11 protein-coding genes are annotated in these 13,430 nt (G+C 47.0%); 3 read left to right on the top strand and 8 right to left on the bottom strand.

The window, feature by feature from the left end; all coding sequences use genetic code 11:
* Window positions 1-192: 192 nt before the first annotated feature.
* The 5 genes from F8C67_RS03085 to F8C67_RS03065 all read right to left on the bottom strand — a co-directional run bounded on the left by F8C67_RS03085 (window position 193) and on the right by F8C67_RS03065 (window position 5,894).
* On the bottom strand, window positions 193-2,142 hold the full coding sequence (locus F8C67_RS03085) for a WG repeat-containing protein (protein WP_151666322.1): 1,950 nt from the start codon (window positions 2,140-2,142) through the stop codon (window positions 193-195).
* Between the two features lie 609 nt (window positions 2,143-2,751).
* Complete coding sequence (locus F8C67_RS03080) at window positions 2,752-3,624, bottom strand: pirin family protein (RefSeq protein ID WP_151666321.1); 873 nt, start codon at window positions 3,622-3,624, stop codon at window positions 2,752-2,754.
* A gap of 629 nt (window positions 3,625-4,253) precedes the next feature.
* The gene (locus tag F8C67_RS03075) at window positions 4,254-5,255 is read right to left on the bottom strand and encodes an NAD(P)-dependent alcohol dehydrogenase (RefSeq protein WP_151666320.1); all 1,002 of its coding nucleotides are present in this window, start codon (window positions 5,253-5,255) and stop codon (window positions 4,254-4,256) included.
* On the bottom strand, window positions 5,227-5,445 hold the full coding sequence (locus F8C67_RS03070) for a helix-turn-helix transcriptional regulator (protein WP_151666319.1): 219 nt from the start codon (window positions 5,443-5,445) through the stop codon (window positions 5,227-5,229). The genes F8C67_RS03075 and F8C67_RS03070 overlap by 29 nt, the downstream gene beginning before the upstream one ends.
* Entirely contained in the window at window positions 5,445-5,894 is a 450-nt protein-coding gene (locus F8C67_RS03065) for a hypothetical protein (protein WP_151666318.1), read from the bottom strand. The genes F8C67_RS03070 and F8C67_RS03065 overlap by 1 nt, the downstream gene beginning before the upstream one ends.
* 194 nt (window positions 5,895-6,088) lie before the next feature.
* Here F8C67_RS03065 and F8C67_RS03060 point away from each other — a divergent pair, with 194 nt between their 5' ends.
* Window positions 6,089-7,762: a formate--tetrahydrofolate ligase gene (locus tag F8C67_RS03060; protein ID WP_151666317.1), complete on the top strand. Its 1,674-nt coding sequence runs from the start codon at window positions 6,089-6,091 to the stop codon at window positions 7,760-7,762.
* 75 nt (window positions 7,763-7,837) lie between these two features.
* Complete coding sequence (locus tag F8C67_RS03055; protein WP_151666316.1) at window positions 7,838-8,200, top strand: hypothetical protein; 363 nt, start codon at window positions 7,838-7,840, stop codon at window positions 8,198-8,200.
* Here the strand turns inward: F8C67_RS03055 and F8C67_RS03050 are convergent.
* Window positions 8,197-10,608, bottom strand: coding sequence for a TonB-dependent receptor (locus F8C67_RS03050; protein WP_170266340.1), 2,412 nt, complete (start codon window positions 10,606-10,608; stop codon window positions 8,197-8,199). The two genes, F8C67_RS03055 and F8C67_RS03050, sit on opposite strands and share 4 nt — an antisense overlap.
* 92 nt (window positions 10,609-10,700) lie before the next feature.
* Here F8C67_RS03050 and F8C67_RS03045 point away from each other — a divergent pair, with 92 nt between their 5' ends.
* Window positions 10,701-11,708 (top strand): AMP-binding protein, encoded by a 1,008-nt coding sequence (locus tag F8C67_RS03045; RefSeq protein WP_151666314.1) that lies wholly within the window; start codon window positions 10,701-10,703, stop codon window positions 11,706-11,708.
* On the opposite strand, the gene F8C67_RS03040 is transcribed toward F8C67_RS03045, so the two are convergent.
* Together F8C67_RS03040 and F8C67_RS03035 are read right to left on the bottom strand one after the other, a co-directional pair.
* Window positions 11,705-12,649, bottom strand: a complete 945-nt coding sequence (locus F8C67_RS03040; RefSeq protein ID WP_151666313.1) for a tocopherol cyclase family protein — start codon at window positions 12,647-12,649, stop codon at window positions 11,705-11,707. The two genes, F8C67_RS03045 and F8C67_RS03040, sit on opposite strands and share 4 nt — an antisense overlap.
* Window positions 12,649-13,275 carry an L-threonylcarbamoyladenylate synthase gene (locus tag F8C67_RS03035; protein ID WP_151666312.1) on the bottom strand — a complete coding sequence of 209 codons (627 nt, stop codon included), beginning with the start codon at window positions 13,273-13,275 and terminating at the stop codon, window positions 12,649-12,651. The genes F8C67_RS03040 and F8C67_RS03035 overlap by 1 nt, the downstream gene beginning before the upstream one ends.
* Window positions 13,276-13,430 lie beyond the last annotated feature (155 nt).

Genomic DNA, 13,430 nt, shown 5'->3' with positions numbered 1-13,430 from the left:
TTTGGAGGGTTGGAGGGTTGGAGGGTTAGAGGGTTAGAGGGTTAGAGGGTTAGAGGGTTGGACTTATGGACTTATGTTCCGACTGAAAGGAGGAATCCCGAGAGGCGGAGCCGATTTGGGAGAGGGTTGGAGCCGGAACTTGGACTCTTGCCCAAATCCTCAAGCCTTTTGCCTCTGGCCTTTCACAAGATATCAATACGGATCCATAATCCCTGAAGGAGAGTACGACATTTCTCGATAGAACTGACTTGGGTTTAATCGTCCGGTCCAAGTGGCTGAATATACCTCGAACGGTTCTGAGTTCGAATATTTTGAGGTGTAGTCCCAGTCGTTCTCCGGCTCCTTGTCTGGGTCGTATTCCCGCGTAAAAGCCTTGTAGACCCTTATCCGGAATTCCGTTTCTACGCCGCCATCAAACTCAGGGACGGTCCATGTCCATTCTTTGTTTGGCGGCAAGTAAACCGTATGGTAGCTATTTCCACACCATGAGCTCCTGAAATTCTCAATTGGTAACCATTCTCCTTCTCCATTGACAGCCTCAACTACGGTGTAAAGCCGGCTGTCTTGAGCCTCAAAGAAAATAGTGTCCTTGGTGCCGTTCACTAAGGTTACTTTTCGGGCAGAAATACTAGAGTCTCTTTTCCATGGAATCACCTCTTCGGAGCGAATTACTTGAAGCTCACCCTTCAGATCGGAATGTGAAGCTGCCTGATATCCATTGCGAGAATTTCCCCAACCTCCATATCCGCTAGTGCTGCGAAGAGGTGGGCTTCCTACCGTGACCCAGTTTTCGAATTTTGCCGCAATGTTAAGTGGACGTAAGGCTGAGTTTTTGGTGGTGGATGGGGGGTAAACAATGGTTCCGTCTGATAGCACGAATGTCATTTCACCATCCTTCAAGCATCCCATGTAATTGCTGTTATACACGAATATACGGTCGTAGACGGCTTTCGACGTATCTCCTGTTTTCAAATTCCAATAGGTGCGCTTGTTGTTGTCAGATGCGTGGCGAAAAAGCGCCATCTTACCATCCATGATTTGAAAGATCGCTTCATGGTACTCCGAGTTCGGTCCAGTAAGAGTTACGTCTCCATTGCGATTTATCAGAACCCATCTATTCTCAAACTCGACTAGTGCTTTGCCGTTCGTGAAGAGTAGGGGCAAATCCATGCTCTCCAAGTAATGGGGTGGGAGGTTAAATCGCTTGTTTGAAACTTGCTTGCCCTGTTCGTCTAGCAGAATCCAGTGTTGCTGGTTTATCTCTGCAAAACATCGGTCATTCTCCATGTAGGTCATATTCGTAATGGAGTCCCCTAAGGGTTGGAAGTGACCATTATCGTGTAGCAATCCCCAGTGACGCGGACGGTCATACATATCGCGATAAGAGTTTATCGGACTTGAATATTTCTCAAATGGGGTGGGACTTTGTGTATAATGCCGCGAATGATAGAAGTAGAGCGAATCGGGAATTGTGAACTTCATTTCCCCTTCGCTGGTGTAAACGTAGTTCACACCAAGTCCTTGGGAATTAGATTTCTGAAGCACGAAGTAAGCATCGTTGCAGGCGCCTGCCTGTAAATCACCAATTGACATGATGTGCTGTCCTTCGTAGTTGTAGATCTCTCCAGGTACGTCATTGCTTTCATGTCTGACGAATAGACTTGTCCCAAAAGGCCATGTCGACCCTGCCGATGGAGGTAGAATGGATTCGCCGTTCTCATCCAGCACTTCAACTTCTTCGTTATTTATAAGCGCGATGTAGATCCCACTAGGCCGACGATAGATTTGCGTGTATTCTCGAGCTGAAATCCTTTCAAAGTCAGCATTGATGAGGTGGTAGTGTTCGCCCTCCATGACAATGGCCAAGCCATTTGTAAAAGGATATGCATAAACGAATGCTGAGGTATGCAAACGTTCATTTTTGTCATTGATATAGAAGTAGAATCCATCCTGACGCACAGCAGCGATTCCCTCTGTGAATACTTCTGCTAAGTCATATTGGGGCTCAATTGCCCAATCGCCGTGGATGTCGATGTACCCCCACTTTTGGTTCTCGCTACAGGGAAACAGTTTGGGTTGAACAGCGAGAGCTTGAATGGCGCTTGCAAGTATAGCGAGGGTATAAAGGAGGTGAGGTCTCATGGCGATTCGTTTGGTTGGATAACGCAAAATGTAGGCCAGAGGGTTGGAGGGTTAGAGGGTTAGAGGGTTGGACTGATGTGCCGACCGAAGGGAGGCATCCCGAGAGGCGGAGCCGATTCGGGAGAGGGTTAGAGGGTTAGAGGGTTAGAGGGTTGGACTGATGTGCCGACCGAAGGGAGGCATCCCGAGAGGCGAAGCCGATTCGGGAGAGGGTTAGAGGGTTAGACTGGCAGACTGATGTGCCGACCGAAGGGAGGCATCCCGAGAGGCGGAGCCGATTCGGGAGAGGGTTAGAGGGTTAGATGGCCAGAGGGTTAGACTGGCAGACTGATGTTCCGACCGAAGGGAGGCATCCCGAGAGGCGAAGCCGATTCGGGAGAGGGTTAGAGGGTTAGATGGCCAGAGGGTTAGACTGGCAGACTGATGTTCCGACCGAAGGGAGGAATCCCGAGAGGCGGAGCCGATTCGGGAGAGGGTTAGAGGGTTAGATGGCCAGAGGGTTAGACTGGCAGACTGATGTTCCGACCGAAGGGAGGCATCCCGAGAGGCGAAACCGATTCGGGAGAGGGTTGGACGGGCAGGCCAATGAACTTAGAGCCTGCTTCCTGTTCACGACGGCAAAGGAATCACCCCGCTTTCGTTAGGTACCATGTCAAACTCGCCGTTTTTCCATCGTGTTTTCGCGTCTTCTATGGCTTCTTGGGAAGTTGCGACAAAATTCCACCAAATGTGGCGGGGCTCCGGAAATGGCTCGCCTCCAAAAATGAGAAGCAAGCTTCCAGCTTTCACCCCGAAAGTACAACCGCCTTCCTCATTGGAAACGAGCATTTTGCCTTTGTCGACTGTTTCACCACAAGCCTCAACTGCCCCTTCAACTACCGCTATTCCGACTTCGCCGTAGAGTTTGTTTTTAAAGTCAAGCTGACCATCCTCCAGAACTTCAATCTTCAACATGAAGAGTTTGCTGTGAACTGGAACAGGACTTTTCCTTCCGAAGGCCTCGCCGGCTACGAGTTTCAACCGCATACCATTCTCTTCCCAAACAGGCAGATTTTCTTTGGAAACGTGGTGGAACTCTGCCTTCATGTTCTCCTTCTCCTTCGGAAGAGCAACCCAAATTTGAAATCCGTGCATATTTCGGGCACGCCCATCTCTCTTGTCTTCGGGAGTGCGTTCGGTGTGAACCGCGCCACTGCCGGCCGTCATCCAATTTACCGATCCAGGTGTAATTCTTTGAACTGCGCCTGTACTGTCGCGATGCATAGCTTCTCCTTCAAAGAGGTAGGTCAACGTTGATATTCCAATGTGCGGATGCTGAGCAATATCAAGGTAGCTGCCTTCCCCAATAGTTGAAGGTCCCATATGATCAATAAAGATGAATGGTCCCACCATGCGTTTTTTGCGAAATGGAAGTAGACGTCCAACTAGGAAATCTCCTATGTCGCGGGCACGTTCTTCGATGATGAGGGATTGATTAGACATGGGGTGTTGGATTAGTGGGTTAATGGGGGGATAGACTAATAGACTTTTGGACAAATGGACTAATTAACTCAGTAGCTGATGTTCCGATTGAAAGGAGGAATCCCGAGAGGCGCAGCCGATTCGGGAGAGAGTTGGACCGGTTGAAATGAGGTGTATTGATTTAGGATTTGATGAGGCTTGGTCAAATTACAAAACAAACGAGATTTCGACTGGTATTGTTTGGGAATTGAATCTGATTATTGAAAAAGCTGTATTCTGTGGATTCTTGCTCCTCGCCTAAGGCTGAAAGTCTAATGAATCAGGAGCGCTGGTATGTAATCTAGTGGGTAGGGGGCTGGTTAGCCCCTCCCTAGTCTCAAGTTAATTAACAAGCGTCAGAATGAGCGAATCTCAGTAGTCGAATGCGTGATTCACATGATTATCCGTTTGTAAACGTTTGTCCTCCGACTAGCCATTGGGATTTACCGAACTTGACTACTGGGGAGGGGATGGGGCCCCCCTTGAGTTGAGACCCAAGGCATTTGAGCAATTAGAAATCAAATAACGCGCTGCGATTTCCGAAAAATAGTTGTGCTTATTCTTATTCCGTCTTGCGGAAATTATCAGCCTTTAGAGTCATCTCCTTCATCCTATTCCAAACAAATTACAATCCTACCCTTCATTCCAAAATTCTCATACTTTTCAAAAGCTTGTTTGATCTCCGTGAGGGGATATACGGAGTCAACCATGGGAGTAATGATTCCATCTTCACACATCTGCAAGGTCTCTGCAATATCCGTTGAATTAGGCTTGTAGCCGAGTATCTTTAGCTTTTTTGAACCAAATAGGTTGATGATGCTTCCAACCGTGAGTAAACCGATTAGGGAGTTGGACGCTCCTCCAATCGCCGTAAATCTTCCTCCTTTTTTCAGAGTAAGGGCGTAGCATGGCGGGCGGCCTGTCGCTCTGCAATCAATGATGAAATCAAAAGCGTCACGACGCTCCTTCTGGTAGGATTCCACTTTGTAATCAATTACTTCGTCAGCGCCTAGCTCTTTCAGAAAGTCTAATTTTTCAGCGGAATCTATGGCTGTGACTTGCATGTTGGCTCTCTTTGCAAGCTTAATAACAATCGGACCTACACCGCCGCCAGCTCCATTAACGGCAATAGATTTTCCAGGTTGAAGGGCGTCAATCTGACGAATCGCCTGAAGAGCCAAAAGGCCGGCGTGGGGTAGGGAAGCCGCCTCTACATAACTCATTTCAACCGGAATTTCACTGAAGGAAGTTTCACGAGCACAGGCGTATTCTCCAAATCCACCCCAATGGTCTTCAGATAAATCGCCAACAACGCGATCGCCAACTTTCCATTTCGAAACTTTTTTGCCAACCGCCGAAACTTCTCCCGCTACATCTAGGCCAAGTATGGGGTATTTGGGCTTGTTCAGACTAGCCATACGAAGAACATAGGGTCTTCCCTTAATCATTCCCAAGTCGAAGTCGTTAACCGCTGTTGCATGAACCCTGATCTGTACCTCATTATCCGCAGGCTGTGGAATGTCCTTTTCAACAAGCTTCAGGTCGCTCGGAGTTCCATAGCGCGGCATGACAGCTGCTCGCATCTTACTTTTGGTCGTCATAGCTGAATACATCTTCAATTGATTTATCGAACGACTGCGCAAGCTTGAAAGCAAGTTCCAGTGAAGGGGAGTAGTTTCCTTTTTCAATAGCCACAATGGTTTGTCGAGATACACCTACGGCATCGGCAAGGTCCTGCTGGGTCATCTCATCCTTGAGGAATCGAAGCTTCCTAATCTGATTTGTGATTTTTGACTTTGCCATTATACTCCCTTTCTGTAATAATACACTCTAGATACAGCTTCTATCACTTCCCCGAAAACTCCGCCTATGATCAGAGTCATAAAGAAGTGATTTACACCATACCCATTGGCCAACCAAATCAATCCTCCAATAAAGGTGAACGCAAATGAAATCATCCCATTTCGGCTCGACTTCAGCTCAATGATCTTGTCGAATTCATCAACTACTTCTTCCTTGATTTTCCCTCCGTTCGCCATTCCTCTCGCAATTCCCAATAGAATGTGCACAATGATGTGAATCACAATTTGAACCGGAATCATGATGAGAAGGAATCTCGACCAAAACTGCAGGAGCTCATCCGTGTTCATGCCTTCTTGCCAATAATGAGCATGCACGTAGTTGGCGTAGAGTAGCAGAGCAATCACATAGGTTACAAAGTTGAGAAGAGCCTTTTTTTCTTGGTAAGACATGGTGTGTTAGTTTTTGTTGATGTCGTGTTTAGTTGACGCAAAGTTAAACACATTTTACATAAAGTCAAGTAAACTTTACATTTGATTTTCTGGAACATCCCTGACAGTGTTCGATTATATTTTCCAATCGAATACATGATATATATCAACAGCGAAACGAAGTCTCCCTCGTACATTTGAGAAAATTTGAAAGAATGAAAACGGATCTTGAAATCGCTCAAGCAGCGAAACTTCAACATATAAAAGACATTGCAGCGAAGATTGACGTACCTGAATCCGTCCTCGAGCCTTATGGTCACCACAAGGCAAAGCTTCCACTTTCACTGATTGATGATTCTAAAGTCGCCAATGCCAAGCTCGTCTTGGTTACGGCCATGTCACCCACACCTGCAGGCGAGGGCAAGACTACGGTTACCATTGGATTGACAGAAGGTTTAAACCTCGAAGGAAAGAAGACAGTGGCTGCTCTTCGTGAGCCAAGTTTGGGTCCCGTTTTTGGAATAAAGGGCGGTGCAGCAGGAGGTGGACACTCACAAGTTGTGCCTATGGAGGACATCAACCTTCATTTTACGGGAGACTTTGCGGCAATTGAAAAGGCGAACAACCTACTTTCTGCTTTGATCGATAACAATATTCAAGCGAAAGCGGAGGTCAATCTTGGTATTGACGGAAGGACAGTTCGTTGGAAACGCGTAATGGATATGAATGACCGCGCACTTCGCCAGATTACGGTGGGAATGGGCGGTAAGGCAAATGGAATCTTGCGGGAGGATGGATTTAATATTACCGCTGCGAGTGAGATTATGGCCATTCTTTGCATGTCAACTGATTTTGCAGACCTCCAAGAGCGATTGGGAAATATTTTCGTTGGATACACTTTTGACAAAAAGCCAATTTATGCTCGAGACCTCAAGGCTGAAGGTGCAATGGCAGCTCTACTCAAAGATGCGATCAAGCCCAATCTTGTTCAGACGCTACACGGTGTTCCTGCCATAATTCACGGGGGACCCTTTGCTAATATTGCCCAAGGCACGAATTCAATTATCGCTACGAAAATGGCGATGAGTCTGGGTGAATACGTCGTTACGGAAGCAGGCTTTGGAGCAGATTTGGGAGCTGAGAAATTCTTTCACCTAAAATGTCGCGCTTCTGGACTTAAGCCGGCGGCCGTGGTTGTTGTGGCAACAATTCGCGCGTTGCGATACCACGGAGGAGCGTCGCTTTCAGAGTTGAATGATGTTTCTGTTGAAAGAGTAGAAGCTGGTTTTGAGAACTTAGAGAAGCACCTTGAGAACATGCAGTCGTTCGGTGTTCGACCCGTAGTGGCTGTCAACAAGTTTGTGTCGGATTCTGAAGAAGAGATTCAATGGCTTGTGAATAAATGTGAGTCGCTTGGCATAAAATGCAAGGTGTCCAATGGCTGGGCAGAAGGTGGAGAAGGCGTCCGTGAAGTGGCCAAAGCAGTTATTGAAGAGGCCGAATCGGGCAAGTCTAATCTGGAGATGCTTTATGACGTAAATAGCTCCATTCAAGATAAGATTACTACCGTAGCTACAAGGATTTACGGTGCTGAAGGTGTGGAGTTCACGGCGAAGGCAAAGGCTGATTTACGCACAATCGAAAGTTTGGGGCTTTCAAATCTTCCGGTGTGTATCGCCAAAACGCAAAAGTCGTTTTCTGATGATGATTCCAAGAGAGGTCGTCCGCGCGATTTTCGAATTACCATCCGAGAGTTTGAATTTGCGCGAGGAGCTGGCTTCGTGATTGCCGTAGTGGGTAATCTGATGCGTATGCCTGGACTTCCAGCCGAGCCCGCGTCAAATCGGATTTCTGTCAATTCCGAAGGACAAATTGAGGGCTTATTCTAAGAGCTAGAGCCGTTTGAAAACGTAAGTAAACGTTTATCTACGGCTAGGCGGATTTTTGCTGGCTAGATTGGCGGTATGAATGTATATCGATCAACCGAAGCCATCCGCGATTTACTCGACATTGCTGAGATTTATAGCGACAGATGTTACTACCGCGGATTCCCGAGAGAAGGAGATGAGTTTCTTTCAATCGCCCGTAGAATCTACAATCGATTCGAAGAAGTAAGTAAAGGCAATCGCCAAAACGAAACGAGGGCTTGGTCTGCTCTTCATCACACGCTATCTAGGTGTGAGCGAAGAGCAGACCATCTCCGTAAGTTGCAAATCATCGATAAAGAGGAGCTACTCTTTATTCGTGAGTGCATGGAGGAAGTACATAAGTACATCCGCAGGTATTTTGCCAAAAGAGACGCCCCAGATTGGCGCAGAGGCGCTTAGAGCTCTGCTCGTACAGCTACGATGAAGTTTCTTCCAGGTGCCGTAATTCCACTTGAGTAAGGTCGATATCGCACATCGAGAATGTTCTCAATTCCAGCGTTCACTTCGACATATTCGTTGATGCGGAAAGTTCCTTTTAAGTTGACGGTGTACCACGAAGGTGCGTACGAGTTGCCGTTTTCATCGGTAATGTAGATGTTCTTGTCTCTTTCTGAAGGAGCCATGTTTTCTGGACTAATCTCACCGTTGTAATTCACATACGCCTGTGCTCTGAAACGCTCATACCGGTAGCCTACAGAAACATTACTGAAGAACGGTGCTGCATGTCTCCATGGCTCTCCATCGAATGCTTCTCCCTTGGTGTAGTTGGCGCTAGCTTTCACATTCCAATGGTCAGTGATATCTGCGCCAAAGCTCGCCGAAACACCATAAATGAAGGCGCCATCTACGTTTTGAACACTTTGAACTTGCAGTAATTCTCCGTCTACCAGGATGCTGTCTTGACCGTTTACCGTAGTCGGACGGCGATCAACGGCGTTGTCGAGATAACTGTAGTAAGCAACAACTTCGATTTCATAGGATTCTTTCACACGCTGCTGGATGCCTATTTCTGCAGAATAGAGGTATTCAGGTTGAAGGTCAGGATTAGGGATGACCGTAGAGCCGTTGTCGAGTTCGAAGAACTTCCCGATGTCATCAATGTTCGGAGCACGGAAACCTGTTCCTGCGTTGAAGTACACCCTTGATGCGCTTCCGTATTCTTTGGCAATTCCGAAGTTTCCGGTAAGTGCACCCGTATTTAGCGTTGAGGTCGTGAAGGGTAGGGGCAGGACGGATTCACGGAAGTCAGCATTAATGATGATTTGACTGTAACGAGCGCCAGTAGTGAGCGTGAATCTATTGCCTAAGTCCTGAATCCAAGTGGCATAGGCCGAGTGGCTAGACCAAGTTGATCCATTCGGGTACCTAGACTGGATGTCTGAACGCGCACCCGTGGTAATATCCTCTGCATAAGATTCGCTACCAGTCTGGTTGTAAACCGACTCAAGTCCGTAGTATAGGTGGGTTTTCTCTGTGAAGAACTTCTGGAAATCGAAATTCGCACTGTATGCGTTCACGGTCTCAAAGCGATTTTCTCGAATATCCGAATTGAAGTTTCGGTCATGTCTGCTCTCTGTAAATTGTTGCCAAGCCCCGGTAAACTTGAGTTTGTCGAAAATTCCAACGGGCTCAGTGAACGTGTAACCCAGTCGTGCCATTTGCCATTCTTGTGGCCCATAGTACCATTCTCCAAAACGAAGGTTACCGTTTCTGGTTTGTGTAAGCCGGTCGTAACGCGGAACATCGCTAAGTCGAGAGTAGTGGTAATCTAGCTCCCAAGTCACGTTTTCATTCGCTCTGTATTTGAGCTTTTGCATCACATTGAACTGCTCGTACCCTGAATAAATTTGCTGATTGGGGTTGGGATTGTTCGCGGTAAAGTCTGATGTGTCACCGCGAACTTGGTAGGTAGGTCGTGTGTAGAATTCATCACCATAACTCCCAATTTCAAGATCGTCGAAGAAGCTCGATGAAATGCTCGTGTAAGAAGAGAAGTTGTGAGTGGCGACATTGAAATCCATGTGGACAGTCCGCTCGTTGTTTGCAGTAGCCGTGCGCAACATGGCATTTGCATTTATTCGGGTTTCTCCTTCAGTAAGAGCGAACTGAGGCTGTAGAGTGGTGAAGTTCATCACTCCTCCCAATGCGTCAGAACCGTACATCACGGAACTGGGACCGAAGATGATCTCGGTTCGTTGAATACTCAATGGATCGACGTTGAGTACGTTCTGAATATTTCCGCCTCTGAAGATGGCGGTGTTCATTCGAACTCCGTCTACTACAAGGAGAACGCGACTAGTGGCGAATCCTCGGATCATTGGACTACCTCCGCCAAGTTGTGATTTTTGGATGAAGACCTGATTGCTCTGTCCGATGAGGTCGGCAGAAGTTTGCGGGTTCTGGAAAGCGATGAGTTGTTGGTCCAGAACTTCAACCTGAACGGGAAGCGATTCAGCTTTGTGTTCCCATTTGACGGCAGAAACCACTACTTCATTAATATTGATGTTTGAAGCTTCCAGACGAATTGTATTCATTTCGTCAAGCTTCAAATCAGCTTTTTGAATCGATAATGTGCGGTATCCAGTATGCTGAAACGTAAGTAAGGCATCAGCTGACCCAAGCTTTGAAACGTTGACCATCCCTTTCTCATCTGTGGTGAGGAAACTCTGATTGTCAACGGATACATACACGTATTCAATTGGAATTCCGTCGGTTGCATCAACAACGGTAACATCTTGCGCTTGGACTGTTGAGCTGATTCCAATAGCAATCGCGAGCAGCCTAAAGGCCTTTCGTAGTTCTGTCATCTTTCCATTCAATTTGGTTCCGAAGTTATCAATAATCATGCCTAGGAGCCAGTGTTGATGCGGTTTTCCATTTATCTACCTACCTTTGAATTATGCAGTTTAATGAGCACTCTGATTTTCAGTTACTTCGAAATGGAATAGCCTTGAAAAGGGGGGATAGCGCCGTTGGAGACCAGGCGCTCGACTTTCTGGATGAATGGCGGAAGGACGACCCTACTATTTCCCTACAAACAAGTGGGAGTACTGGAGTGCCAAAGGTTGTTCAAGTTGAAAAGGCAGTCATGTGGCATTCAGCAACAGCTACCATTGCGGCTTTAGGACTCGCTGAATCAATTCACGCTTTGTTGGCGTTGTCTCCTCAGTACATCGCTGGTAAAATGATGATTGTTAGAGCATTGCTCGGCGGCTGGAAACTGCATGTCCACGATTTGTCCACCGCCATTTTGGATGACTTAAGAAGTGATTTCGACTTCGCCGCCTTAGTTCCTCTTCAGGTGAAAGGTCGGGCAACTCAGCTAAATAAAATTGGAACGACCATACTGGGTGGTGCTCCCGTTGATGCTGGCTTACTTGATGAAATGAATGAGGTAAAAACCAGGGTGTTTGAAACCTATGGAATGACCGAAACGGTAAGCCATATTGCGCTCAAGGAGTTGCGTCCACATACACAAGACGCCTTTCACGCTGTGCCGGGTGTGACTTTTAGTGTTAATGCGGATTCTGAACTGCGTATTCACGCACCTCAGTGGAATCATACTGAGTTACAGACCACGGATGTGGTTTCTCTACTTAACGAGAACACCTTTGTGTGGAAAGGACGCTCAGATTTCGTGATTAATAGCGGTGGCGTTAAAATCCATCCAGAGAAGGTTGAACCGATTCTTTCAAAATTGGTGGGGAAATCAGTTTATGTGACTTCGAGACAAGATGATGCTCTTGGAAGAAGGCTTGTGGCTATTGTAGAAGGAGAAGTTCCTGAACTGTCAAGGGAACTTTTGCAATCATCTGGTTTGAGCGTGTATGAAACTCCTAAAGCTTGGTTGAGTGTTTCAAGCTTTCCGATGACTGAATCCGGTAAAATAGTAAGGCATAAACTCTAGGCTACGAGCTCAATCCCGGCGTGTGAAGCGGTTCCTGAGTAGATGATGCCTCCACGTTTTTCACGCAATGTCATTCCTACCGATCCCGAGATGCTTTCTTGGATAATCCGGTCCATTTTTCCTTTGTTAGGTGCGATCAATGGAGCCGTTTGCGAGGTAGTTACCTCCAGAATCAATTCGTGATTTGGGTTGGAAAACTTGAGTACTCCACCGGAGCTTGACGTTTCCTTTTTCCAGCTGTGCCCCCAGGCGGAGGACCAGAAGAATCTGTCTGAATCAAGCTCCAAGGCCGCCACTCCAGCCGGAACCTTGAATGGCCCTAAAGGCAGGTGAGACGTTGCAGCTGTAAACGCCCCTTGGGCGTCGGACAAGTGGGAAGACTGTAGCCAGCTCCATGATTTAGGAAACGAATTTCCCCAATCCTTTTCGATGTATACATGCGCATTTTCAAAGGAGTAGTCGCTCTCTTTCCATTTAGCCTGACCATGAGCAGGCTTGCGCATGTGAAGAATGTGGTGATAGCAGGGAAGGAACGGAACTTGACTAGCCCATCCCATTGCATTCATGGTATGGAAGTTCTTTCCGAATCCATCGCTATGACTCAGGTCAAAATCTGCGGTAAAATCCAAACCTCGACTTCTTAGGTCGATGTGAATGAGCGTATCTGTGAAGCGATTTGGTCCGATTTCAATGGCGAACTCGTCGCTTGAGGCATGAAATTCCTCAATTGGATAGGGCAGGTAATGCGAGGTTCCTTCAGCTTCAATAAACTGTAAAAATGCTATGGCATTACCGTTTGAATCAATAGAAACCCCGGGTATTACGGCAAAATTCCACGGTTCTTCTCGGGAAGTGATGCGGATATACCATCCTTCGAAATAGGACTTGGTCTTGTTCTTACCTTGAAAGGGACCAGCGTTGTATATCCACTTATTCCACATTATTCAATATCAGCGGGATCCCCTTTTCCTTCGCGAATTACTTCAGGTTCATCCCCGGTTAAGTCAATTACAGTTGATGCGATGTTGTCGCCGAATCCTCCATCGATTACAAGATCTACGAGAGCGTCGTATTTCTCCTTAATCAGAGATGGATCCGTGGTGTATTCTATCACATCGTCATCATCATGTACGGACGTAGTCGCAATCGGGTTGTCGAGCATCTGGCTCAATTGACGCGCAATAGAATTGTCAGGCACACGAATACCGATAGTTTTCTTCTTACTCTTAAAGAGTTTTGGGATGGAATTGTTCGATTCTAGAATGAAAGTAAACGGACCAGGCAGCGCACGCTTGAGTCGCTTGTAGGTTGGCGTGTCGAACTGTCGCGTGAAGTCGCTCAGGTGACTCAGGTCGTAGAAGATGAACGAAAGATCGACTTTATCCAAGCTAGAACCTTTGATTCTGGCTAGTCGCTCAAGCGCTTTTGGTTGCGAAATATCTGCTCCAATGGCGTAAACAGAATCAGTCGGAAAGATGACGAGTCCGCCGTTGCGTAGGGTTTCTACGGCTCTCAGCATTTCTTTCTCTTGTGGATTTTCGGGATATATTTTTACGAGCTCTGCCATGTGGTTGAAGTGTTTGTTCTAAGGTACGAAAATGGAGGGTTGGTTGAGGTTTATTTGGGTTGAGGTGAGAGGTGACAGACGTGAGGCATGAGGCATGAAACGTGAGGCCGTGTCGGTTTCGACAATGGGCCTCGGCGACATGATGACTGTTCTGA

The organism is Phaeocystidibacter luteus (genome assembly GCF_008933115.1).
Lineage (GTDB): Bacteria > Bacteroidota > Bacteroidia > Flavobacteriales > Schleiferiaceae > Phaeocystidibacter > Phaeocystidibacter luteus.
Note: the sequence above shows the minus strand (reverse complement) of the source record. Positions and strands in the feature narration are given on the sequence as shown.

Bases quoted from the DNA above. Each gene is read 5' to 3' on its own strand.
- F8C67_RS03085 (WP_151666322.1), bottom strand. From the start codon at position 2,142: ATGAGACCTCACCTCCTTTATACCCTCGCTATACTTGCAAGCGCCATT.
- F8C67_RS03080 (WP_151666321.1), bottom strand. From the start codon at position 3,624: ATGTCTAATCAATCCCTCATCATCGAAGAACGTGCCCGCGACATAGGA.
- F8C67_RS03075 (WP_151666320.1), bottom strand. From the start codon at position 5,255: ATGTATTCAGCTATGACGACCAAAAGTAAGATGCGAGCAGCTGTCATG.
- F8C67_RS03070 (WP_151666319.1), bottom strand. From the start codon at position 5,445: ATGGCAAAGTCAAAAATCACAAATCAGATTAGGAAGCTTCGATTCCTC.
- F8C67_RS03065 (WP_151666318.1), bottom strand. From the start codon at position 5,894: ATGTCTTACCAAGAAAAAAAGGCTCTTCTCAACTTTGTAACCTATGTG.
- F8C67_RS03060 (WP_151666317.1), top strand. From the start codon at position 6,089: ATGAAAACGGATCTTGAAATCGCTCAAGCAGCGAAACTTCAACATATA.
- F8C67_RS03055 (WP_151666316.1), top strand. From the start codon at position 7,838: ATGAATGTATATCGATCAACCGAAGCCATCCGCGATTTACTCGACATT.
- F8C67_RS03050 (WP_170266340.1), bottom strand. From the start codon at position 10,608: ATGACAGAACTACGAAAGGCCTTTAGGCTGCTCGCGATTGCTATTGGA.
- F8C67_RS03045 (WP_151666314.1), top strand. From the start codon at position 10,701: ATGCAGTTTAATGAGCACTCTGATTTTCAGTTACTTCGAAATGGAATA.
- F8C67_RS03040 (WP_151666313.1), bottom strand. From the start codon at position 12,649: ATGTGGAATAAGTGGATATACAACGCTGGTCCCTTTCAAGGTAAGAAC.
- F8C67_RS03035 (WP_151666312.1), bottom strand. From the start codon at position 13,275: ATGGCAGAGCTCGTAAAAATATATCCCGAAAATCCACAAGAGAAAGAA.